This window comes from Acinetobacter sp. SwsAc2, from assembly GCF_013391465.1.
Classification (GTDB): Bacteria; Pseudomonadota; Gammaproteobacteria; order Pseudomonadales; family Moraxellaceae; genus Acinetobacter; species Acinetobacter johnsonii.
The window spans coordinates 200,907-227,595 of sequence record NZ_JACBEZ010000001.1 but is presented as its reverse complement, the minus strand read 5'-3'; the positions used below and the strand labels follow the sequence as shown (position 1 = coordinate 227,595).

General features: G+C 43.7%; 20 protein-coding genes, 1 tRNA gene and 5 pseudogenes. 13 read left to right on the top strand and 13 right to left on the bottom strand.

The features are described from left to right. The first annotated feature begins 69 nt into the window (after positions 1-69). On the top strand, positions 70-2,598 hold the full coding sequence (ponA, locus tag HYI04_RS01075; protein ID WP_178895778.1) for a penicillin-binding protein PBP1a: 2,529 nt from the start codon (positions 70-72) through the stop codon (positions 2,596-2,598). Positions 2,599-2,629: 31 nt separating this feature from the next. Here the strand turns inward: ponA and HYI04_RS01070 are convergent, their stop codons facing one another. From HYI04_RS01070 to HYI04_RS01025, 10 genes and pseudogenes are all read right to left on the bottom strand, one after another. Further along, the gene (locus HYI04_RS01070; protein ID WP_178895777.1) at positions 2,630-3,436 is read right to left on the bottom strand and encodes a putative RNA methyltransferase; all 807 of its coding nucleotides are present in this window, start codon (positions 3,434-3,436) and stop codon (positions 2,630-2,632) included. 70 nt (positions 3,437-3,506) lie between these two features. Further along, positions 3,507-4,625: a phospho-N-acetylmuramoyl-pentapeptide-transferase gene (gene mraY / locus HYI04_RS01065; RefSeq protein ID WP_058951625.1), complete on the bottom strand. Its 1,119-nt coding sequence runs from the start codon at positions 4,623-4,625 to the stop codon at positions 3,507-3,509. Further along, on the bottom strand, positions 4,626-6,035 hold the full coding sequence (murF, locus tag HYI04_RS01060; RefSeq protein ID WP_178895776.1) for a UDP-N-acetylmuramoyl-tripeptide--D-alanyl-D-alanine ligase: 1,410 nt from the start codon (positions 6,033-6,035) through the stop codon (positions 4,626-4,628). A 9-nt stretch (positions 6,036-6,044) separates the two neighbouring features. Continuing rightward, positions 6,045-7,541, bottom strand: coding sequence for a UDP-N-acetylmuramoyl-L-alanyl-D-glutamate--2,6-diaminopimelate ligase (locus HYI04_RS01055; protein ID WP_159151539.1), 1,497 nt, complete (start codon positions 7,539-7,541; stop codon positions 6,045-6,047). A gap of 7 nt (positions 7,542-7,548) precedes the next feature. Then, a complete protein-coding gene (gene ftsI, locus HYI04_RS01050) occupies positions 7,549-9,372 on the bottom strand; it encodes a penicillin-binding protein PBP3 (protein ID WP_004978097.1) in 1,824 nt (607 codons plus the stop codon). Positions 9,373-9,384: 12 nt separating this feature from the next. Next, a complete protein-coding gene (gene ftsL / locus HYI04_RS01045; protein ID WP_058870427.1) occupies positions 9,385-9,717 on the bottom strand; it encodes a cell division protein FtsL in 333 nt (110 codons plus the stop codon). Then, on the bottom strand, positions 9,717-10,640 hold the full coding sequence (gene rsmH / locus HYI04_RS01040; protein WP_178895775.1) for a 16S rRNA (cytosine(1402)-N(4))-methyltransferase RsmH: 924 nt from the start codon (positions 10,638-10,640) through the stop codon (positions 9,717-9,719). Before rsmH ends, ftsL begins: the two co-directional genes overlap by 1 nt. Positions 10,641-10,827: 187 nt before the next feature. Then, complete coding sequence (locus HYI04_RS01035) at positions 10,828-11,847, bottom strand: sulfate ABC transporter substrate-binding protein (protein ID WP_039890570.1); 1,020 nt, start codon at positions 11,845-11,847, stop codon at positions 10,828-10,830. Positions 11,848-12,098: 251 nt separating this feature from the next. Next, positions 12,099-12,989: pseudogene (locus HYI04_RS01030) on the bottom strand (sulfate ABC transporter substrate-binding protein). Between the two features lie 2 nt (positions 12,990-12,991). After that, positions 12,992-14,050, bottom strand: a complete 1,059-nt coding sequence (locus HYI04_RS01025; RefSeq protein ID WP_005401363.1) for an RNA-guided endonuclease TnpB family protein — start codon at positions 14,048-14,050, stop codon at positions 12,992-12,994. A gap of 20 nt (positions 14,051-14,070) precedes the next feature. On the opposite strand from HYI04_RS01025, the pseudogene HYI04_RS01020 reads away from it, so the two are divergent. From HYI04_RS01020 to tnpA, 5 genes and pseudogenes are all read left to right on the top strand, one after another. Beyond that, a pseudogene (locus tag HYI04_RS01020) lies at positions 14,071-14,232 on the top strand (transposase); the annotation flags it as partial. Positions 14,233-14,308: 76 nt separating this feature from the next. Further along, positions 14,309-14,737, top strand: a complete 429-nt coding sequence (locus HYI04_RS01015) for a transposase (protein ID WP_005401365.1) — start codon at positions 14,309-14,311, stop codon at positions 14,735-14,737. Then, positions 14,734-15,069: an IS66 family insertion sequence element accessory protein TnpB gene (gene tnpB / locus HYI04_RS01010; protein ID WP_178895774.1), complete on the top strand. Its 336-nt coding sequence runs from the start codon at positions 14,734-14,736 to the stop codon at positions 15,067-15,069. Before HYI04_RS01015 ends, tnpB begins: the two co-directional genes overlap by 4 nt. Positions 15,070-15,143: 74 nt before the next feature. Then, positions 15,144-16,790, top strand: coding sequence for an IS66 family transposase (locus HYI04_RS01005; protein ID WP_178895773.1), 1,647 nt, complete (start codon positions 15,144-15,146; stop codon positions 16,788-16,790). A 32-nt stretch (positions 16,791-16,822) separates the two neighbouring features. Next, a pseudogene (gene tnpA / locus HYI04_RS01000) lies at positions 16,823-17,086 on the top strand (IS200/IS605 family transposase); the annotation flags it as partial. A 72-nt stretch (positions 17,087-17,158) separates the two neighbouring features. Here the strand turns inward: tnpA and HYI04_RS00995 are convergent. Then, positions 17,159-17,515: pseudogene (locus HYI04_RS00995) on the bottom strand (transposase); the annotation flags it as partial. Further along, a pseudogene (locus HYI04_RS00990) lies at positions 17,503-18,143 on the bottom strand (transposase); the annotation flags it as partial. The pseudogenes HYI04_RS00990 and HYI04_RS00995, both read right to left, overlap by 13 nt. A 409-nt stretch (positions 18,144-18,552) precedes the next feature. On the opposite strand from HYI04_RS00990, the gene HYI04_RS00985 reads away from it, so the two are divergent. The 5 genes from HYI04_RS00985 (at position 18,553) to HYI04_RS00965 (ending at position 22,103) form a co-directional block, all read left to right on the top strand. Next, positions 18,553-18,837 (top strand): hypothetical protein, encoded by a 285-nt coding sequence (locus HYI04_RS00985; RefSeq protein ID WP_039890577.1) that lies wholly within the window; start codon positions 18,553-18,555, stop codon positions 18,835-18,837. Positions 18,838-18,985: 148 nt separating this feature from the next. After that, positions 18,986-20,494 (top strand): glutamate--tRNA ligase, encoded by a 1,509-nt coding sequence (gene gltX / locus HYI04_RS00980; protein ID WP_178895772.1) that lies wholly within the window; start codon positions 18,986-18,988, stop codon positions 20,492-20,494. 92 nt (positions 20,495-20,586) lie between these two features. After that, positions 20,587-20,662 (top strand) — tRNA-Glu (locus HYI04_RS00975). Between the two features lie 152 nt (positions 20,663-20,814). Continuing rightward, positions 20,815-21,156, top strand: coding sequence for a hypothetical protein (locus HYI04_RS00970; protein WP_178895771.1), 342 nt, complete (start codon positions 20,815-20,817; stop codon positions 21,154-21,156). 143 nt (positions 21,157-21,299) lie between these two features. Further along, positions 21,300-22,103: a DUF4198 domain-containing protein gene (locus HYI04_RS00965; RefSeq protein ID WP_178895770.1), complete on the top strand. Its 804-nt coding sequence runs from the start codon at positions 21,300-21,302 to the stop codon at positions 22,101-22,103. A gap of 58 nt (positions 22,104-22,161) precedes the next feature. On the opposite strand, the gene ettA is transcribed toward HYI04_RS00965, so the two are convergent. Continuing rightward, entirely contained in the window at positions 22,162-23,823 is a 1,662-nt protein-coding gene (gene ettA, locus HYI04_RS00960; protein ID WP_004978114.1) for an energy-dependent translational throttle protein EttA, read from the bottom strand. 295 nt (positions 23,824-24,118) lie between these two features. Between ettA and HYI04_RS00955 the strand changes: the two genes are divergently transcribed. Both HYI04_RS00955 and HYI04_RS00950 read left to right on the top strand, forming a co-directional pair. Beyond that, on the top strand, positions 24,119-25,396 hold the full coding sequence (locus tag HYI04_RS00955) for an O-acetylhomoserine aminocarboxypropyltransferase/cysteine synthase family protein (protein WP_178895769.1): 1,278 nt from the start codon (positions 24,119-24,121) through the stop codon (positions 25,394-25,396). 320 nt (positions 25,397-25,716) lie between these two features. Then, entirely contained in the window at positions 25,717-26,592 is an 876-nt protein-coding gene (locus HYI04_RS00950) for an SDR family NAD(P)-dependent oxidoreductase (RefSeq protein ID WP_218645648.1), read from the top strand. The last annotated feature ends 97 nt before the right edge of the window (positions 26,593-26,689 follow it).

Sequence of the window (26,689 nt, the reverse complement as noted above, 5' to 3'; positions counted from 1 at the left end):
TCCGTATGTGTACAGGATATACTGACCGCTAATTAGTTTGCCATTAGCTCTTATTAAAACTTACTTGTTATGAAAAAGCTATCTTGTTCGGGCCGTGTTCATCCATTTTTTTTGATCATTATTATAATGTTGGTCTCAATTCCAATGGGTTTTTATGGCATGTATCTCTATATTGCCCCATCTTTGCCGCAAATGACAACTCTAAAAAAGGCGCCATTACTAAAACCTTTACAAGTTTATAGTGCGGATAACCAACTCATTTCGGAATACGGTGGCAAGCTATCTGTACCCGTAGATTACGATCAGATCCCACGAAGTTTTATTCATGCCTTCTTAGCGGCGGAAGATTCTTCTTTTTTTGAGCATAGTGGTATCAGTTTTAAAGGTTTAGGACGTGCAGTCAGTGAAAGTATTACTGGCTCAAATGTCCAAACGGGTGGCTCGACCATCACCATGCAAGTGGCAAAAAACTATTATCTCAGTCCCGAGCGTACATTAAAACGTAAATTGACTGAGGTTTTTCTAGCCCGAAAAATTGAACAAAACTTGACGAAAGAGGAAATCTTAACCCTCTATGTCAACAAGATTTTCTTGGGTAAAAATGCCTACGGTATCGCAGCGGCAGCTAAAATTTACTACAACAAAAGCTTAGACGAACTCAGCATTGCACAAATGGCAATGATTGCAGGTCTGCCTAAAGCGCCGTCTAAATACAATCCAGTGGTCAACCCCGAACGTGCTTTAGAACGTCGCAACTGGATTTTGGGTCGCATGCTGCAGCTAGGCTATATTAACCAAAGCCAATATGAAAAAGGGATTGCTGAACCAATTAACCTCGATATGCCTGACCGCGGGGTAAGTAACCGATTTCCCTACATCGGTGAAATGGTCCGCAGCGAACTGATTGAAAAGTTCGGCGAGCATGCCATTGACTCTGGTTATAAGGTCTACACCACCATCAACAGTGAACGCCAAGCCTATGCCGAACAAGCGGTACAAGATGGTTTAGAAGCCTATGACCGTCGTCATGGTTGGCGTGGTGCGGAAGCTCATGACAAACCCTTAAGTAGCTTTAGTGCATTTGCCAACACCTTCCCTGCCGAAGTTACCCGTGTGAATCAAAATAGTTTTGATGCCTTAATGCAAGATGGCTCAACGGTAACCGTACCATGGTCTGGCATGTCTTGGACACGTCCTTATCGCAACGCGAATGCCGTAGGCGGTGCACCATCAAGAGCATCTCAGATTGTTAAAGTAAAAGACATTGTACGTCTGCGCCCCAATGACAACAAAACCTCATGGGCTTTGGTGCAACTGCCTAAAGTTCAGGGCCAGCTGATTGCACTTAACCCAAACAATGGCGCTGTAGAAGCACTGGTCGGTGGTTATAACTTTTATCAATCTAAATTTAACCGAACCACACAAGGCTGGCGCCAACCAGGTTCGATTATTAAACCCTTTGTCTATGCACTCGCTTTAGAGCGCGGGATGACACCGTATAGCATGGTCAATGACAGCCCAATCACCATTGGGAAATGGTCACCACGCAATGCCGATGGTCGCTATTTAGGCATGATTCCATTGCGTCGTGCACTCTATTTATCGCGTAACACCGTGTCAGTTCGACTCTTACAAACTGTGGGCATTGAACGGACACGCCAATTGTTCATGGACTTTGGCTTAACTGATGAACAGATTCCCCGTAACTACACCATTGCACTAGGAACACCTCAGGTTTTACCGATTCAAATGGCTACTGGATACTCAGCCTTTGCCAATGGCGGTTATCGTATTCAACCGCACTTCATCAATCGTATTGAAGATGCCTATGGCAAGGTCATTTATCAGAACAACCCTGAATATGCATGTATCAGTTGTATCTCTCAACAAGAATCAAATCCTCAGTCTGCTGACACCATCACGCCTGATGATGAAGTAATTGAAGTCACCAACCAAGAGCTGAACCCTGTTGAAAAATCGACGAATCCAGTTGAGATCAACAGTGACTATCGCCAAGCGCAACGTATTTTAAAATCCAGTTCTGCTTATGATATGGCGAATATTTTAAAAGACGTGATTCAACATGGTACAGGCCGTGCTGCGCTACGTATTGGACGAGATGACTTGGGCGGAAAAACAGGAACCACCAATGATGCAAAAGATGCTTGGTTTGCTGGCTTTAATGGCAAATTGGTGACCGTAGCGTGGGTCGGTTTCGACCAACCAACGACTTTAGGACGCCGCGAATACGGCGGTGTGGCTGCGCTCCCGATATGGACAGACTTCATGGCCAAAGCCTTACAAGGTACACCTTCGGCGTGGGTTCAGCTCGATGCCAAAGCCAAAGCGCCGATTCAACGCCATCAGAAAGAAGCACCACAGAGCAACTTAGGCCCAACCCCACCTTTGGCGCAACCGTTGTATCGCCCTGCACCGGTGGTGGTTCCACGTGCTCCTGAGCGTGACTTTGATGATTTGCCAGGTGAAGAGGAAGCGTTGATTCCAAAGAACAGCACCCCACCCACCATGCAAGTACCCAAAGAACAACCAAAACCTAAATCGGATGCGCTCGATCATTTGATTGATCAAGTCCAATAAAAAAAGCCCGCATCTGCGGGCTTTTATATACTTATGCTTTTTTCTGAAACAGTAAAATTTGATACTGGGCGTGTAGTTCAAAAGCTGTTTGAGCCTCTAAAGCTTCACGGCGCTCTTGTTTTGCTTTATAGGCATAAGGGGTCATCGCAATCAGGTTTTTTAAATCCTGCTGATTAAGCTTAAGTTCAGCATCGACGACACCATCACTCACCAAGTCAAATGCATCACTCAACTGTTCTACAAATTTGCTCGGTTCATGCGGCTTCACCTCTTCAAACAAAGCCTCACGCATTGCATATAAATGCTGAGGCGCCGGCGTCACCACCAACAAATATCCTTGCGGTTTGAGCACCCTTAAAATCTCTTGTTTTGGAATCGGGCTAAACAAACTACTACACAGATCAATTGATTGATCTAGCACCGGTAAAGTTGCCCCTGTACCCACAACCCAAGTAATCTTTTTATTGATTTTCGCAGCCACTTGCACTGCATTTTTTGCAATATCTACACCGACACATTGCAGCACTTCAGTCTGCATCGCATCGGTGTAATAGCCTTCACCACAGCCGATATCGAGTAAATTTTCAATACGTAACTCACGCACCTTATTGATCACTGCTTGCTGTAAAGGCGCGTAATGATCTGCACTTAAGAAGGCACGGCGGGCTTGTACCGACTCAGGCGTATCCCCCGGATTTTTGCTGTGCTTATGTTGAACGACATGCAGATTGACGTAGCCTTGTTTCGCCACATCATAACTATGTGAATTCGCACAGCGCCATGTTCTTTCGTTTAAAGTTAAAGCCTCACGACACACAGGACACATGAGCAGATTCATTATTTTCTCCAAGACATTACCTCAGGCATAAAAAAAGCCGGCAAATACCGACTCTTTTCATACTTTTTGCTTAACGCAATTTTAAGGTCATTAGCCCTAAAACTACCAGCATAATTGTGATAATCCAAAAACGAATCACCACTTGGGTTTCACGCCAGCCTTTTTTCTCATAATGGTGGTGTAGTGGCGCCATCAGGAACACGCGTTTATTGCGCATTCTGAGGGAGCCAATTTGCAAGAAGACTGAAATCGCTTCGACCAAAAACACACCAGCCATAATAGCAAAGACAATTTCCTGACGAACCATGACCGCAATTGTACCGAGCATTGCACCCAATGATAATGCACCCACATCGCCCATAAAGACCTGTGCTGGGTGTGCATTAAACCAAAGGAAGGCTAGACCCGCGCCAATCATGGCTGCACAAATCACCACCAATTCAGAGGCAAATCGTACATAAGGAATATGTAAATAATTGGCAAAACGGACATCACCAGCCAGATATGCAAATACACCTAGACCTGCAGCAACCAGTACCACAGGCATAATCGCTAAACCGTCCAATCCATCGGTTAGGTTCACGGCATTTGATGCACCATTAATCACCAAATAGGTGAAAATAATAAAACCAATACCCAACGGAATCACCGACAAAGGAATACTTAAATCTTTAAAAAATGGAATTAGCAGATCCAGCATATTTGCGGTATGTACAGGATTGGTCTGTTGCTGCGCAATTACATACAGCGCAATACCTGCACCCAATGAAGCAAGCGAGGTCCAAAAGAACTTTTTACGGGCAGGTAAGCCTGCATTGTCTTTATAGCGAATCTTGATCCAGTCATCGGCCCAACCCACTGCACCAAAAATCACCATCACTGCCAAGACAATCCATACATATGGGTTGGATAAATCTGCCCACAACAGTGTAGAGATACCAATTGAGAGTAAGATCAACACACCACCCATGGTTGGTGTGCCCATTTTTTTGGCATGATTTTCAGGAGCATATGAACTCACGGCTTGACCATATTTGAGTGCTTGCAACTTGCGAATCATCACAGGACCGAGCACTAGACCAATGGTCAGTGCGGTTAAAACACTGAGCAAGGAACGCAATGTTAAATAACGAACCACCTGAAACGAACTATGGTAGCCCGCCAGTTGTTCAAATAACCATAACAACATTTAGAGTTTCTCCATCAAATCAGCCATCAACGTTTCCATATGGGTATAACGAGAACCTTTAAACAGGAAACTCATAGACTGGGGTTGATGTGTTTCAATTAAACTGAGTAAGAACGGCAAAGCCTGCTCTTGAGTTAAAAAAGCCTGCATCTTTTTGCCATATTGCGTGCTGCGTGCGCCTTCTTGTGCCGCAGGTGCAAATTCACCAACAGCCACCACGAAGTTCAGCCCTTTCACCGAGACCAAATCACGCCCCAGCATATAGTGCTGCTGTGCAGCAGAGCTACCTAGCTCACCGATATCACCCATCACCATCACTCGAACCCCCTCTTGCTGTGCAAGCACTTCAGCAGCGGCACGCATAGAGGTTGGGTTGGCATTATAGGTATCATCAATCAACAAATGACGACCTTGTTGAATAAAGTTCAAACGCCCTTTTGCACCGACCGCTTGCTCAAGGCCAAGCACGATATCATCCAAGCTAATACCAATCGCTAAAGCAAAAGCTGCCGCAGCGGTTGCATTTTGAACATTATGCTCCCCAGCAAATGGTAAATTCACCTGACTCACGCCTTGCGGGGTATTCAACTTAAACGTTGCCGATTGTGCCTGTAACTCAATCTCAGTGGCAAAGATTTCACCACCCGAACCAAAGCTGAGCACCTGTTCAGTTTGCACTGCTTGACGAATACTATCGGCAAAATCATCAGCCGCAGGAACAATAGATGTGCCATTTGGGGCAATATGCGCATAAATCTCAGACTTGGCACGGCAGATGCCATCGCGTCCACCAAACTCACCCAAGTGTGCTGTACCAATATTGATAATGCCTGCCACCAAGGGCTGAACCAAATTCGAAGTATAGTCAATTTCACCTTGATGGCTTGCACCCAATTCCATCACTGCATATTGATGCTCAGGACGTAATTCCAATAACATGACTGGCACACCCAAGTCATTATTCAGATTGCCACGGGTCACCAACGTTGGTGCTATACGTGACAAAATACTACCTAACATTTCTTTGGTGGTGGTTTTACCACTACTACCCGTCAGCGCAATCACTTTTAGCTGTGGGTTTTGTGCACGGCGATAAGCCCCCAGCTGTCCCAATGCCAAACGTGTATCAGGCACCACCAACTGACAAATCTCTGCCTCTATAGGCTGACTAACAATGGCCACTTGGCAACCTTGTTCAGCAACTTGCGTAATAAAAGCATGTGCATCAAAACGTTCGCCTTTGAGAGCTAAGAAAGCATCTCCTGCTTCTGCATCACGCGAATCCGTCAAAATACGCTTAATTTCAGTATTTGGCGCTTGATCATTTAGCCAATAACCTTGGGTTGCTTCGAGTAACTGTGCGGCGGTCCATGACACTAAAGGCACTGTGCTTGTTGTTGAGGTATGCATACGACTTCCTTAGTGTGCAGGATAAGCAGAATCAGTAGTGTGGTGCTGTGCATCAATCGCGGATTGCACTTCGACGACATCGTCAAACCAATGCCGAACACCCTCTATTTCTTGATAGTTTTCATGACCTTTACCGGCAATCACGACAATATCACCCGCTCGGGCCTGTTGAACGGCAAATTTAATCGCTTCACGACGATCATGGATTTCATGAACCACACGGTTTGAGAAATCAACACCTGCTTTCATATCGGCAAAAATTTGCTCAGGATTTTCAGTCCGTGGGTTATCTGAAGTCAACAACACCACATCTGCTCCGTTTAATGCTGCTTGGGTCATGAGTGGGCGTTTGCCACGGTCGCGGTCTCCACCACAGCCAAATACTGCCCAGAGTTGTTGTTCCACATGGCGCTTCAACGTGCTTAAGACTTGCACTAGAGCATCAGGCGTATGCGCATAATCAACCACAAACAAACGCGCATCATCACGAATCACTTGCATACGGCCTGGTGCACCTTTGAGCTGTGCTGTCGTAGCAACCACATCGGCTAAATCAAAACCCGCTTGTTCAACCATAATTAAACTTGCGACCAAATTTTCAATATTAAAATGACCCAATAATGGGTTCTGTACCTGATATTCGGCCTGTGCCGTACACAGGCTAAAGTTCGCACCCGTCAGGCTATATTGAATATTCTTCACCTGATAGTCTGCAGGCTGCGTGGTTGAATAGGTTAAAATTTTCGGTTGGGCTGGATTATTTTCTGCCGCTTGAATCATGACTCCAGCGTGCTCATCATCCAGATTGATGACTGCAACTTTCAATGATGGAAATTGAAACAAGCGAGATTTAGCTTCGGCATAGGCCTCAAGCGTGCCATGGTAGTCCAAATGGTCGCGACTTAAGTTGCTATACGCAGCAATTTCAATTTCACTGCCCGCTAAACGGCCTTGTTCCAAACCATGTGAAGAGGCTTCAATCGATGCAAATTCAGCCCCTTGCTTGGCATAGCTATGCAGTGCATTTTGTAAGTGCAGCGCATCCAAGGTGGTATGCGACGATGCTTCTAAATTCGGTAAAATGCCATTACCTGTCGTGCCCATCACAGCACAAGACTGACCTTGCAACATCAACAGTTCAGCAACCAAACGAGAAATGGTGGTTTTACCATTGGTTCCTGTCACCGCTAAAATACGAGCAGGCTGGACTTGGCTAGTGGCCAACAAAAATTGCTTTTGCCAGCCTCCCATCAAGTGACGCACATTCGGCACCACAATACTGTTTTCAAGTGCAAGCTCAGTTTCACTCACCACCGCTAAAGCCCCTTTATCCAAGGCTATTTGTGCAAACTGCACGGTTTTTTCAGGTTGTGAAAGTGATGTCAGCGCAATAAAAATTTGCCCTGCCTGTACTTTACGGCTATCAAGAACAAAACCTTGAAATGGCTGTGCCATCCATCCAGCGTTTTGGTTAGCGGTGTAGAGTTGTTGAAATGTAATGGACATTCATCACCTATCTCTTGATTACAGGAGCATCTAAAGGTTTATCTAAAGGCACGTTCATTAAACGTAAGGATTCTTGCATAACACGGGCAAATACAGGCGCAGACACCGTACCACCATAGTAGGTCCCTTGCGGGTTTTCGACCACAACCACCATCGCTAAACGCGGGTCGCTGACTGGTGCTACACCAGCAAAAAGTGCACGATATTCATTGGTTGAGTAACCTTTACGGTCAGCACGTAACTTATGCGCGGTTCCCGTTTTACCCCCCACCCGGTAACCCGGAATAGTCGCACGAGTCGCGGTACCACCCGGTAAAGTTGCCGTTTCCATCATCAACAAAACTTGATCCGCAATTTTTGGATCAATCATTTGTTCACCACGGGGCGGCGCATCTAACTTATACAAACTCAAAGGCATTTTCACACCTTTGTTAGCCAACATGGCATAAGCATCCACCAGTTGCAGCACAGTCGCATTTAAGCCATAGCCATACGCCATGGTCGCGACTTCCGATACATTCCATTTACTTGGCGGAAGAATTAAACCACCACTTTCACCCGGAAATTTAACCGCAGAACGCTGACCAAAACCTAGACGTTTATAAAAAGTCGGTAAAGTTGCATAAGGGAGAGACAAAGCAATTTTAGCCACACCCACGTTAGACGATTTTTGAATAATCCCACCCAAAGTTAGTGGACCGTAGTTATGCGTATCTCTGATGGTGTGGTTACCGACTCGCATTGAGCCCGGAGTGGTATTGACCACTGTATTCGGCATATATTTTCCGCTTTCCAAAGCCATTGAAATAGTCAAAGGCTTCATGGTTGAACCCGGCTCGAAAGAGTCAACCGCACCACGGTTACGCATGGCGTCTTTATTGGACAAACTATTTTTATCGTTCGGGTTATACGACGGCCAAGACGCCATCGCTAAAATTTCACCTGTTTTCACATCGACCGCAATTGCTGTTGCAGAACGTGCATTATTGGCTACACCAGCAGCGGTCAGTTCACGGTACATAATGTATTGAAGGCGCGAGTCAATACTGAGCGTAATATTTTCGCCTGGCTCAACTTCTTTAATTACCTCTGCATCTTTAAAACGATTGCCCTTTTTATCTCGAACAATTTGCTGCTCACCATCAATACCCGACAGGCGTTGATTCAGCTGCATTTCTAAACCTTCAATACCCGAACCTTCACTGTTGGTCAAACCAATAATTTGCGCATTCGGTTGTGGTTGCGGATAGTAACGCTTGTAGTTCTTTTCGGTATACACCCCTTGGAACTCACGTTTCGCAATCAGTTCAGCTTGCTGAGGTGGCACTTCTTTTTTCAAGACCAAGTAGCGCGAACGCGGACGTTCATTCAGCTTCCGCTTCAGTTCTGCACGATCCATGCCCACAGCATCAGCCAGTTCATCCAGATTTAGGTTTTTGTCTGGTAATTGACGCTTCAATTTACGATTGTGCGGATCTTTGGCTAATTCAGCAGTAATCTCATCAAACAGTTTTTTATTATCAAAATAATCACGTGGATCAATCACCACTTTCATGATCGGCGTACTGATCGCCAAAGGCACACCATGACGGTCATAAATCACACCGCGCATGGCTTTAATTTTTTCAGTTCTTAAAATATTGGCATTGGCTTTGTTTTGCAAAAACTCAGTATTGATGACCTGTACGTAAAAAGCACGTCCAACCAAAGCAATAAAGCAAGCTAAAACCACCGCCCACATGAGATAAAAGCGCCACATTTCAACCTGTAGAGCCGATTTTTCAGTCACCGCTTGCTGTTTTTTACGAGTGGGTTTACGCTTTTCTACCATGTTACAGCGGCCTTATTTTTTGTCTTCTGAAGTCGTGGGTAAAGAAATCACTACGGTTTGCGCCGCAGGTGGTGAATACATGCGCAGTTGCGTCACCGCGCGCGTTCCAATTTGTGCAGTTGCGCCAAAAGTTTGCTGTTCAATCAGCAAACGGCCCCACTCTGCATTTAAGTCATCACGCTCGCGCATAAAAGAGCTCATTTCACGATAGTCATGACGGTATTCAAACACTTGAAACACCACCATCATGGCACTAATAAATACCAGCACCAATAAAATGGCATAGGCAATCAGCTTCTTAAACTTTAACTTTGTTGGAATTTTTTCAACGACTTCAGTTTTCATTATTCGCCTTTAAGTGCTAAGCGCTCTGCAACTCTAAGCCATGCACTACGTGAACGTGGATTGGCTTTAACCTCGGTATCACTTGCTTTCACACGTGATACTTTCTTTAAACGACGTGTATCGGGTCGTTGTTGTGGCATACCCCAACCCATGTCTTCCTCAAGTGTCGACTCTTTTTGAATAAATTGTTTAATTAATCGATCTTCTAAGGAATGGAAGCTAATCACAGCCAAGCGACCATTCGGTTTTAATACTTCTACCGCTTGCGGTAGGAAAACTTCAATATCTTCTAATTCTTTATTAATGGCAATACGAATTGCTTGGAAAGTTCGTGTTGCGGCATGTTTATTTTTTTCCCATTTCGGGTGCGCTACTTTCACAATTTCAGCCAACTGCGCTGTGGTTTCAATCAATCCGGCCGCTTTAATCGCTTTGGCAATACGACGGCTATAACGCTCTTCACCATATTGAAAAATAATATTGGCTAACGCCTCTTCCTCAATATTAACCAACCACTGCGCTGCGGTTGGACCTTTTGAATTGTCCATACGCATATCCAGTGGTCCATCTTTCATAAAACTAAAACCACGCTCCGCCTGATCAAGCTGCGGTGAAGACACGCCCAGATCGGCCATAACCCCATCGACCAAGCCAATGCCGCGTACTTCTAACTCATGTTTAAGGTCAGCAAAGCTGGCATGAATAATTTTAAAACGTGGATCTTCTTGTTCTAAAATCGCGGCTGTTTCCAGTGCTTGCGGGTCTTTATCAAAACCATAGACACGTGCATTTTCATCTAGCTTAGACAACAGCAAACGCGTATGTCCGCCACGACCAAACGTCCCGTCAATGAAAATCCCTGTATTGCGATCTGCTACCAAAGCATCAACAGTTTCGTGAAGTAATACAGAAATATGCGACATAAAGACTCAATATGATCGGAAGGAAAAATGTAACTGCACATTATTACCTTGTTTTAACAAAGCTCCAAACGACTTTTTGTAGGGAAATATTACTTTTCATAGACAAAACCGTTTTTAAACGGCATTCATTATCAAAAAAGCCTCCCAAGGGAGGCTTTGTAAGCAGCAGCTGAAATAATTAACTGGATTATTTACGGCTATTATAGATTTGGTCGAAAGTCGCCCCATTCACAAAGTGGGTCTTTTGAGCATTGGCCCAACCACCAAACACTTCATCAATGGTGAAGGTTTTTAACGGTGGAAATTGCGCTTTATATTTTTCTAAAACCGCAGCATTACGTGGACGATAGAAGTGTTTCGCCGCCATTTCCTGACCCAGTGGTGAATATAAATAGTTGATATAACCCTGTGCTAACCACTTGTTGCCATTTTTCGCCACGGTCTTATCCACGATTGCCACCGAAGGCTCGGTTAAAATCGAGATCGATGGATAAACAATATCGAACTGATTTTTACCTAAAGTTTTTTGTGTCACTAAGGCTTCATTTTCCCAAGTCAATAACACATCACCAATGCGACGTTCTGCAAAGGTGGTCATAGACGCCCGTGCCGCAGAGTCCATGACTTTCACGTTATGGTACATTTTACCTACGAACTCTTTGGCTTTGGCCTCATTGCCACCAGGTTGTTTCAGTGCGTAACCCCAAGCAGACAGATACACCCAACGTGGTAGACCACCTGTTTTAGGATTAGGCGTAATAATTTGTACACCCGGTTTGGTTAAATCAGACCAGTCCTTAATTTTTTTCGGGTTGCCTTTGCGTACCATGAACACAATGGTCGATGTATAAGGTGCAGAGTTATTTGGGAACTCTTTTTGCCAACCCGGCTGAATTTGACCTGATTTGACAATTTCTTCAATGTCATTGGCTAAGGCCAAGGTCACCACATCCCCTTTTAGACCATCCACGACCGAACGGGCTTGTTTACCTGAACCCCCGTGTGACTGTTTAAAGTCAACCGTTTGTCCTGTACGACTTTGCCAATAAGCACCAAAGGATTTATTGAACTCATCGTAAAATTCACGTGTTGCATCATAGGAGACATTGAGCATAGTACGGTCAGCTGCTTGAGCTGATGTCATACTGAATGTCAGACCTGTTGCCACTACGGCAGCAGCCCAGAGAGATTTCAAATGCGTTTTCATAGCGTATTAAATTAAATATCAAGAATTATGCTAAATATATGAAACAAAATCATAAATCGCAATTCGTTTTGTTTTTTAAATACACATTATTTTTACATCACTAAGACTTAATGAATTGTTTTTATTTAAAATAATAGCAAACACTTTACTTATTCTTATTATATACATTTTTATGCTTAAAATATAATAAAAGTGGATATGCGTATATCCACTTTTATGTCCGAACGTGATCTCATTAAACCGCAGCACGTTTATTTTTCAGTATAAATTTGATCAAAGATCGCACCATTTACAAAGTGAGTTTTCTGCGCTTTGGCCCACCCTCCAAAGACATCATTAATATTAAAGGTTTTTTGCTTTGGAAATTGCGCAAGGTATTTGTTCGCCACTTGTTTATTTCGTGGACGGAAGAAATGCTTCGCCGCCAACTCCTGCCCTTTTGGCGAATACAGATAGTTTAAATAGCCCTTGGCCAAATTTCGATTGCCATTTTTGTCCACGGTTTTGTCTACAATCGCAACCGACGGCTCCGCTAAAATCGAAATAGACGGATAAACAATATCGTATTTGTCTTTACCTAGGCCTTGAGTTGCCAGTAAAGCTTCATTTTCCCAAGACAACAACACATCACCTATGCCCCGTTCAGCAAACGTGGTCAATGAACCTCGCGCGCCTGAATCAAGAACTTTGACATTTTGATACAGTTTTTCACCAATTCTTTGGCTTTAGCATCATTACCTCCAGGTTGTTTTAACGCATACCCCCAAGCAGATAAATAGATCCAACGCGGCGCACCGCTTGTTTTTGGATTTGAGATAATGATCTCACCCCCAGCTTGGTTAAATCATTCCAGTCTTTAATTTGTTTGGATTACCTTTACGCACTAAAAAAACAATGGTTGAAGTATAAGGTGCAGAATTATTTAGAAATTCTTTTTGCCAGTTTTTATCAATTTGTCCAGTATTCACAATTTCATCAATATCATTGGCCAAGGCCACCACATCTGCTTGGAGACCCGTTGCAACGGCACGTGCTTGCTTGCCCGATCCACCATGAGACTGTTTAAAGTTGACCTCCTGCCCAGCTTTGCTTTTCCAATACTGTCCAAAGGCTTGGTTATATTCTTGTTGACATCCTCCCAGACCTAAAGAACGGGGATTCCTCCTCCGAGACGCTCATGTCCGAGCGCAAGAATATTCAGTGCGGAATTTATATCCCGATCATGGAGCGTACCGCACTCCATACACTGCCATTCTCTTATTCCAAGACCTGCTCTACCTTTCGGACTGCTAGAGCGTGAGCCACAGCACGAACATGTTTGGGTCGTATAGGCTTCGTTGACTTCTCCATACCATACTCCTGCGTTCTCGCATTTATACTTGAGCATGGTTCTTAGTGTTGTCCAACTGGCATCTAACACTGACTTCGCTAATCTAGTTTGTGCTAATGCTTTAGCATTCACATTGCCAACAAAGATTGCTGCATGTGCATTCACCAGTTTATGGCTGAATTGATGCAACATATTTTGGCGTATATTTTTAATCTTGGCGTGAATCGCTTTGACACGTTTCTTATTTTTTGCTCTTTGAGCAATGCCAAGTTTTTCCTCATATTGGCGATAGATTTTAGGAGCTTCGAGTTTCACACCATCTGAACAAGTGGCTAAATCTTTCAAACCCAAGTCTATGCCAATTGAGCCTTTAGCTATAGCTTTAACTTGTTGAATATCATCAACCACAAGGCAAACATACCAACGTCCACGACTGTCTTCTACAAATGAGCCTGTTTTGACGTTGTATTTGCTTAGTCCGTAGCTGTCCCATAGTTTGAATTGGTGCTTGCCATATTGCACATAGCCATCGGCATATTTAATGGCTACTTTCTTAAAAGGTATCCAGCCTAATGAGCGTCTTGCAGATTTGTTGTTACTGACACGCCATTTTAGCTTGGCTTTTTTAAACTGCTTTCTTCGTGTAACTAATTCTTCTGCAATTGCCTGTATGGTTTGGCTATGTAAGTTACATTCTTTTGATGTGCCTTTCGTGTATTGAGCAATATCGTATGCTGAAAAGAATTGTTGTTTACGTTGTAGGTGCTTGAAACACAAATCATTGACATAATTCCAAACAAAGTTCACCTCTACTGCTAGTTGGTCTAGCATCTTGCAATGTTTGTCTTTTATTCGTAATTTAAGTGTTTTCATTACTAAAATATATTTGGTCTATGAGCAATAGTCAAGAGATTAGAACAGGTCGTCATTGTGTTTTTAATATGCACGTTCATTTAGTCTTTGTCGCTAAATATCGTAGAGATGTTTTTACCAAAGCAATGCTTGAAACAATGCGTGAAGTGTTTGAGCGTGTTTGTTTAGACTTTGAAGGTAAGCGTCCGCTGAACCCCACTTTTTCTAACTCATTAATACCGCGATAGTGTCCACTAAAATTTAAGTGGACACCTATTTATGGATTTAAAGACAGTTATAGACAGCACACCAACCCTAAAAAAGCCCCGTCGAACCTTCACGGCTGAATTTAAACATCAACTTATTCAGCAATGTCAGCAGCCAGACACATCAGTGGCCAAGGTGGCAATGCAACATCAGGTCAATGCGAATCTGTTGCATAAATGGATTCGTCAGTCCAGATCAATGGTTCCATCATTAACACCCCCATCTATTCCACAGACCGACTTCCTTCCCGTCATTCTTCACCCGACTCCAGTCAGACAAGAAGCACCTCCGCCACCTGTACCAGAGAAGAAAGTTGTCGCTCATATTAGGATTCCACTACATGAGGAACCAGGTTCCGTAAGGGGTCAGATGATCGAGATCGACTGGCCGGTGGAGTCAGTAACTGAATTACTGGTGCTGATCCAGGGTTTGACTCAATGATCCGTATTGATGAAATCTGGCTTGCTACCCAGCCGATGGATATGCCTGCAGGTATGGATACTGTCATGACTCAGGTGCTGAGAGCCTTTGGCTACATCAAACCGCATTGCGCTTACCTGTTCTGTAATAAACGTGGCCATCGCATGAAACTGCTGGTACATGATGGATTGGGTATCTGGCTATGTGCCCGGCGGCTGGAACAGGGAAAATTCCACTGGGTTCAGCTTCATCAGGGTGAAACCGTAGCCCTCAGTCCGGAACAGTTACAGGCATTGATCCAGGGTTTGCCCTGGCAGCGCATTGGACGACAGCAGGTGGTGACTATGCTCTAAACCAGGCTCGTCCATTCTGCTATTCTCCAAACGTTCTATTTCCTCTGCATCATGACATCAGGCATACTGCGGTCATGAATACGCTGCCTGACTTAAGCCAACTGACCCATGAACAACTGCTGGAATTTACCAGACAGTTGGCGATGCAGCATCAGTCTCTGGCACAATCTAAACAACAACTGGAACAATCAAATCAGCAATTAGATGCCAGAGTTCAACATCTTGAAGTCACCAATCAGCAATTAGATTCTAAAGTTCAACATCTTTCTATTCTCAATCAAAAATACGAGCATGAACTCGCACTATTTAAACAGCACAAATTCGGCAGTAAAAACGAACATCTAACCGCAAAACAAATCCATCTGTGGGATGAAGCGGTCGAAGAAGATATCGCAGCAGTTGATCTGGAACTGGAGCGGCTGAATGCAGATAAAACCGATGCAGCGACACAGAAAGCCACCGTCAACAAACCTAAACGTCGACCACTGCCAGATCACCTGCCAACCCTCCGTATTGAGCACGAACCTGCCTCAACGCAATGCAGCTGTGGCTGCACATTGCGTCGTATCGGCGAAGATATCAGTGAAAAACTAAATTTCAGGCCGGCACAGTTCTATAAGGAACAACATATCCGTGGTAAATGGGTCTGTGATCAGTGTGACATCCTGACTCAACAAGCGATGCCTGCGTATGTTATTGATAAAGGAATCGCTACACCTGAATTGCTCAGCCATGTGCTGGTTTCCAAATACGCTGATCATTTACCGCTATATCGTCAACGTCAAATCTTTCTACGCGCAGGTGTTGATCTTTCCAGATCCACATTATCTGACTGGATTGGACGCTGTGGGGTAGAACTTGAACCTCTGACCAATGCCTTAAAACAGCTTGTGCTGCAACAACAGGTGCTGCATGCAGATGAAACACCAGTCATCATCATGCAGATGGGGGATGATGAGAAAAAACCGAAGAAAGGTTATATCTGGGCCTATGCCACCACACAGTACAATCCAGTTCAGGCGGTGATCTATGACTTTCAAGATAGCCGTTCAGGTCAGCATGCTGAAGAGTTCCTGAAAGGCTGGCAGGGGCATCTGGTCTGTGATGATTACAGTGGTTATAAAGCACGCTTTAAATCAGGCGATGTCATTGAGGTGGGCTGCATGGCGCATGCACGTCGTAAATTCCATGAACTGCACGTGACCGGGAAAAGTCAGATCGCTGAACAGGCATTACTGATGATTCAGAGACTGTATGCGATAGAAGCAGAACTCAGGAAAAAGACGGATGGTACAGCAGAACACCGCCGCGAATACCGGCAACAGTATAGTCAACCGGTGATGCAACAACTATATGAGTGGCTCAACCAACATCAGCTGACGGTGCCATCGAGTTCCCCAACTGCCCGAGCGATCAACTACAGCCTAAAATGCTGGCCAGCCTTAAGTCGCTATCTGGATAATGGCAATTTGCCCATTGATAATAATTGGTTGGAAAATCAGATGCGTCCCTGGGCCTTGGGACGTAAGAACTGGCTATTTGCAGGTTCGCTGCGTAGTGGTCAACGAGCGGCCAATATCATGACCCTGATCCAGTCAGCAAAACTGAATGGGCTGGATCTGTATGCCTATCTCAGTGATGTGCTGAAAAGGTTACCGACCCATAAAGTGACCCAAATAGAAGAATTACTGCCACACCGCTGGAAATCCAACCCAAGTTAAAAAATAGCTATGGGGTTCAGCGCACGCTTACCTTTGAAGCCGAGTTGGCAGAATTTGATGGTGAAGATGATCATGTCCATCTACTTGTGCATTATCCGCCAAAGGTCGCTATTTCTAGCTTGGTAAATAGTTTAAAAGGTGCTTCCAGTCGTATTTTACGAACCAAGCACCCTGAAATTAGAAGCAAGTTATGGGGTAATGCTTTGTGGTCGCCTAGCTATTTCGCTGCATCATGTGATGGTACACCTATTGGGATTATCAAAAAATATATTCAGCAACAGCAAACTCCGCATTAGCAATCCTAGCTAATCCCCACAAGGGGACTAGCGGATTGCAGCCTTACATCCCCGCCCTGAAGGTATAGGTATCTACACATCTTCGTGTGGATACCCCAACGCAATTTTAGCCATTTCCTTTAACTCATCCACCGAATAACTTTCCAGTAGCTTCAAGGTGTTTAATAAGATTGAAAGTCCAGCAAGTATTGATGGTGCACTTTCTCTTTTCCCTCGCTTTTGCTGTCGCCCAGATAGTCGTGTTAGTACGGCTCTTACTCGAGTAGTTTGTTCATCATTACAGCGTTGTATTCGCCATGTCAGTACGCAGGCCATACTCGCAACAAGTAGTTTTCTTAAAATTGCTTGAGGGGTCGTTTGGAGCCACGATTCAACATCATGACCCGCTTGTTTTAGAAGCTTGAAGTAGCTTTCAATTGACCAACGCCAAATTGACGATCCAACAAGTTAGGCGCTGTAGGCAAACGATGGTTTGAATCAGTCGTATGCTTGTATTTACGTGCAATCCTGCTACGTAAACCAAGCTTTTTAAGCATTCTTCCAACGGTTCGTTCGCTCATGCTGTAACCTAAATCATGCATGTCATGTACCAATGAAGGTGCACCCAATCGTGCATGATGCTGCCAATATACGGCTTTTAAATCATTATATTTCTGCGCTAGATTGGCCTGGCATTTTCGCCAGGCATAATAGCCTGAAGTGCTGACACCCAGGCATTTACAGGCAGAAGATACAGTGACTTCATTCACATCCAGATCTTGAATTACCGTGTACTTTTCTTGGCATGATCTGTCAGAAAGTACACATGCGCTTTTTTTAAGATGTCATTGGCGTCCCTGAGCTGTTTGACTTCTTTCTCTAATTCTAAAATCCGCTGTTGTTCTGATGAAAGTTGGCGTTTGCTTGAACCCACTGGATTGGCTTCACGAATCCATTTATCCAATGTTGAATAACCAACACCTAATTTCTGGGCGATTGCAGCTATAGGTTCGTGGGGGTTTGAAAGTGCATAATCAATCGCTTGCTGTTTAAATTCAGGACTAAAACGTTTAGCCATTTCTTGAATCTCCAAAGATTAAAGTTACGTTATCTTTAGAGGGACGTGCTGTCCATTATTTTGGCTAGGATCATAGATACCTATGCCCTGAAGGCGAGGTTTTACGGCTATACTGATAAAAAGATATCTCTAAAAGGACTATTTTGTGCACTTTTAAGGATAACCCATATCCACCCTCCACAGATCAAGCTCAAAATCTCCATGCTATCTCCACAGTTATTTGGTACAAAAAGCCAAATGATTTATATTTGATGTTTAAATGTCAATTTAGCCCAAATTTGTTTATAATTTTGTAAATTGTGTGACACGGTTCTACTTTTTTATTTGTGAAATCGGTTAAATTGAAACTAGATTACCAATGACTTTAATAAAAATCTGTTCCAATACCATGTTGAGAGGGGAAAAGGACATGAAAGCAACATTTTTACATACCGTTACGTTGAGTATCGGCTTGGCTTGTTTTAGCCAACTGGGACATAGTGCAGCCATTCAAAGCAATGATAAAGCGACGATGCCCACTGAGAAAACATCGTTGATTGAAAAAGCGCTCAGCCAACAAAAAGGCAGTGACCGAACCACGATGATGGATAATGATTTAAAAATCATGACCTCAATCAAAGTTGCACCGACACAAAATTTCTTTGCTACACAAAACCAGCGCTTTAGCCGTTTTGTGCAATCATTGTTCCTCTAAACTAAAAATAAGCCACAGTGTCGTAACCTCTCTCAAGTTATGACATTTGCGCACAAAAGCCTGATCACTGAATGTTGAATTAAGCATTAAGTGGTCGGGCTTTTTCGTTATAATAGACCTCAATTTACATTCTGAATCATAATTGGCTATGACTGTTCGTACTCGTATTGCACCCTCTCCAACTGGCTTCCCGCATGTGGGCACAGCGTATATTGCGCTATTTAACTTATGCTATGCCAAGCAACATGGTGGTGAATTTATTCTGCGTATCGAAGATACCGACCAACTTCGTTCGACTCCTGAATCGGAAAAAATGATTTTAGATTCATTGCGTTGGTTAGGATTGAATTGGTCTGAAGGTCCGGACATTGGCGGGCCATATGCACCGTATCGCCAGTCTGAACGCATGCATATTTATAAACAATATGCACTGGATTTGGTTGAAAAAGGTCATGCGTTCTACTGCTTTGCTACGAGCGAAGAGTTGGATCAAATGCGTGCAGAACAACAGGCCCGTGGTGAAACACCAAAGTACGATGGTCGTGGTTTAAAATTATCTGCTGAAGAAGTTCAAAGTCGTCTTGCTGCAGGTGAGCCACACGTGATTCGTATGAAAGTGCCCGAAGAAGGCATTTGTACAGTCAATGACTTACTGCGCGGGGAAGTAGAAATCCCTTGGGCACAAGTGGACATGCAAGTCTTGCTTAAAACCGATGGTTTACCGACATATCACCTTGCCAATGTGGTCGATGACCATTTGATGCAAATCACCCACGTTTTCCGTGGCGAAGAATGGTTGCCTTCTGCACCTAAACATCAGTTGCTGTATCAATACTTTGGTTGGGAAATGCCTGTACTGGGTCATATGCCATTACTACGTAACCCAGACAAATCAAAACTGTCGAAACGTAAGAACCCAACCTCTATTAACTACTACAAAAATATTGGTGTCTTGCCTGAAGCCTTGTTGAATTACTTAGGCCGTATGGGCTGGTCGATGCCAGATGAACGCGAAAAATTCACATTGGCCGAGATGATTGAACACTTTGACATTCAACGTGTATCCCTCGGTGGTCCAATTTTTGATGTGGAAAAACTGAATTGGCTCAATGGTCAATGGATCAAAGGCTTAAGCCCTGCTGAACTGTTAGATACTTTATTGGCATGGAAAGCAGATCGTAAGATGCTCGAAGACATCGCCGCAGCGATTCAACCTCGTATCAACTTGCTTTCAGAAGCGGTGAACTGGTCTGCACATTACTTTAACCAGTTCCCAAGCTTGACCAAAGCACAGTTTGAAAGCAAGAAACTGAGCGAAGAACAAGTTCGTCAAAGTCTGCAATTTGCCATTTGGCGTTTGGAAAGCATGTTCACATGGAACAATGACACCGTAAGTCAAACCTTGATGGACTTAGCCAGCCAAATGGAAATTAAGCTCCGTGACTTTATGCCAGCGTTCTTTATTGCCATTGCAGGTTCAACCGCTTCGACCCCTGTGATGCAAACCATGGTCACCATTGGCCCTGACTTAACTTTCGCGCGCTTACGCCATGCTCTTGAAATTGTCGGTGGTCCAAGCAAAAAAGAAGCAAAAGTTTGGGAAAAACTCAATGAAAGTCTTAAATTGCCGAAAAATGACGCAGTTGATGAAGCTTAATTGATTTTTTAGTTGACGCATGGGCGTTATATCCCTAATATAGCGCTCACACAGAGAGACGGTGTTAACCACTCAACGTGATGCCTCAATAAGTCCCTATCGTCTAGAGGCCTAGGACATCGCCCTTTCACGGCGGTAACCGGGGTTCGAATCCCCGTAGGGACGCCATATTTAAGATGGCAACATCTGGTAAAAAACCCAAGCATTATGACTTGGGTTTTTTATTGCCTCAAATTTATCAGCACTTCATTACCACGCTTTTTTGGCTTTCCGCTCCAATCCGATTAGAATACAGCATAGATTCGAATTTTGGAGTTGTAATGCAATATCGTTGTCCTCAATGTCAAAGCCCAAAAATTATGCCAGTTGCTCAAGCAGGAGCTCCAGCAACACGCCCTGTCGTGCCTAAAAGTCTGGTTTTTTTAGTTCCAGCCATTTTTGTATTATTACTTTTGGTGCTCATTAGCATCGCAATGTGGCTATTCGGGGATGGCGCTGGTTCAACATTACAAATTACAACGGTTGTGGTTTTCATCGTGTGTGTAATTGCAGGCTTCCTATTTTACCGCGACCTTCCTGATTTTAAGATTTCAATGCAAGGCTTCATGCAGTCTCAGAAAAAATGGAAATGTCGCGAATGCGACCATGAGTGGGAAATTTAAATCCCTTCTTAATATCAGCAGATCAAGGAGAGGCCAAGCTCTCCTTTTTCTTCAGGCAAATTATAAATAATAATAATTATCAAATGGTATTTTTTCTCGATATAATCAATCCACTTTTTGATTATATTCGGAACTTTATTGCCATGAGAAATATGCTCTTTTGTGCGCTTGCTCTAAGCACTGCGACTCAAGCCCATGAACCCTATGTCGCACCCTTAGCCTATCTCACAGAGAATACCCAAGTTCCTGTTCTCAGTGCTTATGCGGAACAAGCTTTTCATCCTGAATACGCTTTAAAAGATACATCCTTCACTGTTTTTCAGCCCAACCAAACTCAAAGTACCGTTCAACCCGTAAAAAATTTAGACTCAGCAGCAACGTTTGATCTCAAACTTCCTGAAAAAGGTACCTATACCATTTTCGCAAAGACTTCGTATCCAATTGATTACGTACAACACAATCATCAGTGGAAAATTTTTGCCGATGTAGCAGCAGACAAAGTTCCTGCTCTGAGTGAGCGTGACTATGTCATTCCAAGTGACTTTAAAGGTAAAGTGCCAAGCAAGGTCTCTACGGTTCGTGAATGGAGCATTCAAAGCTATGTCAGCAAGGACAGCACCTCACCTGTCGCTGTAACACCAGCCCCAATTCAAGTCAGCTTTAAAATCCATCCCAACCAAATCAATGTACAGCAACCTGTACAACTGCAAATTACGCAAGCAGGCAAAGCTCTTGCGCATGCAGAGCTTATGGTTCGCGCTCAAGGTGAGCTTGAACAGCAAGCAAAAAGCACACCTGTTGATGCACAAGGCAATGCCACGCTCACTTTTGAACAGGCTGGACAATACTTGATTGAAGTGAGCGAAAAGGTCGATGCCAAAGCAAAACCTAAAAATCAGTATTACAGCATTATCAGCTTACAAGTGAATGCCTCTAAAACACCTTAGAAAACAATTAACAAACATAAAAAAACCAGCCCGAAGGCTGGTTTTTTATGCGGGGAAATTAACCGCCAATTTTTTTGTATTTGGTACGCTTTTGAACCGCAGCATCACCTAAACGCGCTAAACGATAGGCTTCATATTCAGCATAGTTACCTTCGTAGAATTCAGGCTGTTCGTTCTCAAACGACAAGATGTGCGTTGCAATTCGGTCAAGGAACCAACGGTCGTGCGACACCACCATTACCGTACCTGGGAATACAAGAATTGCATCCTCAAGTGCACGTAAGGTTTCGATATCCAAATCGTTCGATGGCTCATCCAGTAAGATGACGTTTGCGCCCATTTGCAGGATTTTCGCCAGTTGTAAACGGTTACGCTCACCACCTGACAACTCACCTACACGCTTCTGCTGGTCTTGACCTTTAAAGTTAAAGCGACCGATATAAGCACGTGATGCAATTTCATAATCGCCAATTCTTAAGATATCCAAACCGCCAGAAACTTCTTCCCAAACGGTTTTGTTGTTATCTAAGGTGTCACGAATCTGACCCACATACGCCACTTTAACCGACTCACCCAAAGTCACCGTACCTGTATCTGGCTGTTGTTCACCAGTCATCATACGGAACAATGTGGTTTTACCCGCACCGTTTGGACCCACGATACCCACAATTGCTGTAGGCGGTACGGTAAAGCTCAGGTTTTCGTACAGTACGCGACCATCAAATGATTTGCTGATGCCTTCCACTTCGACCACTTTATTCCCTAGACGTGGGCCAGGTGGAATATAGATTTCAGAAGTTTCGTTACGCTGTTGGAATTCACGTGAGTTAAGCTCTTCAAAACGCTCCATACGCGCTTTGTTTTTCTTTTGCTGACCTTTAGCATTTGAACGAACCCATTCAAGTTCTTTTTTCAATGCTTTCGCAAAAGACTCTTCTTGTTTATTTTCCTGCTCTAAACGTGCATTCTTTTGTTCTAACCAAGAAGAATAGTTACCTTGGTAAGGAATGCCCATGCCACGGTCAAGCTCAAGAATCCACTCTGCAACGTTATCTAAGAAATAACGGTCATGCGTAATTGCCACGATCGTACCAGCAAAGTCTTTCAAGAAACGTTCTAACCAAGACACAGATTCTGCGTCCAAATGGTTCGTCGGTTCATCTAGAAGTAACATATCTGGTTTAGATAATAATAAACGGCACAATGCAACACGACGACGCTCACCACCTGAAAGCAAACTTACATCTGCATCCCAAGCTGGTAGGTTCAAGGCAGCTGCAGCTTGATCCATTTGGTTGCTCAGGTTATGCGCATCCCATGAATGGATAATCGCTTCAAGTTTTTCTTGCTCTTTTGCCAATGCATCAAAGTCTGCATCTTCTGCTGCATATTCAGCAAATACTTCGTCCAAACGTGCCAAAGCATCCAATGGTTCACGTAAACCATCTTCTACGTTTCCACGGACATCTTTATTTGGATCAAGTGGCGGCTCTTGTTCTAGGTAACCGATTTTGATACCCGGTTGCGCACGCGCTTCACCAGAGAAATCTTTGTCTACGCCCGCCATAATACGAAGCAAGGTCGATTTACCTGCACCGTTTAAACCAAGTACACCAATTTTTGCACCCGGGAAAAATGACAAAGAGATGTCTTTTAAGATTTCGCGCTTAGGCGGAACCATCTTAGACACTCGGTTCATCGTATAAATATATTGGGCCACGTAGGACTCCTCAATAGAAAAACCAAAAAATCGCAAGAAGCGAAAAAATATTTGCGGGCATTATACGATGAATACGTTGAAAAAATAAGGCATGAAACCGATCTTCAATGCAATGTTACAACTTTCAGTGCGGTTATTTTTTAAACACTCTCTTTATCTTACTTTTCCGCAGACAAGAAGCTACGCTCAGCTCATCTTTATGAATTTTTTAGATAAATATTCATTATTTTCACACTTTCACTCATATTCATTGATGGTAGACTGTGCAATATTTAACTCACGCAGATGAAGTCCCATGACCTATAAAGATGAAACTTTGGCTATCCATGCTGGTTATAGCCCCGAAGCCACCACCAAAGCAGTGGCCGTACCGATTTATCAAACCACCTCTTATGCCTTTGATAATACGCAACATGGTGCGGATTTATTTGACCTTAAAGTACAAGGTAATATTTATACCCGAATTATGAACCCGACCACTGCGGTGCTAGAACAACGTTTAGCCGCACTCGAAGGCGGAATTGGTGCGTTGGCCTTAGCCTCTGGCATGGCTGCCATCACCTATGCCATTCAAACCATTACCGAAGCAGGGGACAACATTGCTTCTGTTTCAACCTTGTACGGTGGCACCTATAACCTGTTTGCCCACACTCTACCGAAACAAGGCATTGAGGTACGTTTCTTTGATTATCAAGATCCAGAAGCCCTACGCGGTTTAATTGATAAAAAAACCAAGTTGGTCTTTGTTGAATCGATTGGCAATCCACTCGGCAACATCATTGACCTAGAAGCGATCGCCAAAATCGCGCATGAATATGGCGTGCCTGTGGTGGTCGATAACACGGTTGCAACGCCTGCACTGCTGAAACCCTTTGAATATGGGGCAGATATTGTGGTGCATTCCTTGACCAAATATATTGGTGGGCATGGTAACTCGATTGGCGGTGCGATTGTCGACAGCGGTAAATTTCCTTGGGGCAAGCATCCTGAGCGCTTTAAAGTGCTGAATACGCCAGACCCAAGTTATCACGGCGTGAACTATGTCGAAGCTTTAGGCGAAGCAGCTTATATCGCGCGTGCCCGCGTGGTACCACTACGTAATACTGGCGCTGCGATTAGCCCTTTAAGCGTGTTCTTGATTCTACAAGGCTTAGAAACGCTAAACCTGCGTATGGAACGTCATACTGAAAATGCGCAGAAAGTCGCAGAATATTTACAAGCCCACCCCAAAGTGAAATGGGTCAACTATGCCGGCCTGAAAGATCACCCTCAGCATGGCTTAGCGCAAAAATATGTCAAAGGAAAACCTTCGGCAATTTTATCCTTTGGGGTACAAGATGGCCGTGAAGGTGGCACTCGCTTTATTGATGCTCTGCAACTCTTCACTCGCTTGGTCAATATTGGCGATGCCAAAAGTCTGGCCTGCCACCCCGCCACCACCACACATCGCCAACTGAATGAAGCAGAATTAAAGTCTGCTGGAGTAAGTCTTGATATGGTGCGTTTATCTGTAGGTATTGAACATATTGATGATTTAATTGCAGATTTAGAGCAGGCCTTGGCTCAAGTCTAAAATACAGAGTGCCAAACTTAAAACCTCAATCACATGATTGAGGTTTTTTATACGCTTGTCTTTTATATTTATAGCCCTTTCACTTTGATTGAATTCATGTTAAAAACAAGTAATTAGAAGAAATAAAATAGAGCTTTTACTCTAATTTTATTTATTATTTCAATAACTTATGCAGTGATATTTTTAAGCAGTTTAGGTATTATACCGTGAAGGAAAGCCGCTACATTTCTCAGAAAATGCAGCCTTAATAATCGAATATAAAAACAGCCATAACCCTCAAATATTTGACTTAGATCAGGAATGATAACGTGAATTCAAGAATGGATAGACTTTTTAAAGAACGCGTAAATGGAAAAACCGTCTTAATTACAGGCGCTTCAAGTGGTATTGGTTTAACCGTTGCACACAAACTGGCTGACGCAGGAGCACACGTCCTTTTAGTTTCGCGCACCAAAGAAACACTAGATGAAGTTAAAGCAGAAATCGAGGCCAAAGGTGGTTCAGCTTCTGTTTTTCCATGTGACCTAAATGATTTAGACTCGATTGATGAAGTCTCTAAGCAGATTTTAGCTTCAGTCGATCATATTGATATTTTAATTAATAACGCAGGTCGTTCGATCCGCCGTGCTGTACATGAGTCAGCGGAACGCTTCCACGACTTTGAACGCACCATGCAGCTTAACTACTTTGGTGCGGTACGTTTAGTCATGAACATCCTGCCACAAATGATGATTCGTCGTGATGGGCATATTATTAACATTAGCTCGATTGGCGTATTGGCAAATGCCACTCGTTTCTCGGCTTATGTGGCGTCTAAAGCGGCACTAGATGCATTCAGTCGCTGTCTTTCTGCCGAAGTGCATTCACATAAAATTGCGATTACTTCGGTTTATATGCCTTTGGTACGCACCCCGATGATTGCGCCAACAAAAATTTATAAATACGTTCCTACCCTTTCGCCTGAACAGGCAGCAGATCTGGTTGCTTATGCGATTGTGAAGCGTCCGAAGAAAGTCGCAACCAACTTAGGTCGTTTGGCATCGATCACTTATTCAATTGCACCAGATATCAACAATAAGCTGATGTCGATTGGTTATAACTTATTCCCAAGTTCTACCGCGTCTGTGGGCGAACAGCAAAAACTCAACTGGGTACAAAAAGCGTATGCACGTTTGTTCCCAGGTGAACACTGGTAAGTTTTCTTACAATTTACCCAACCTTTGATCAAAGGTTGGGTAGCTAAATTTTTCACCACTCTTTTATAGTTCTTAATATTCGCTTAAGAAAAAAAGC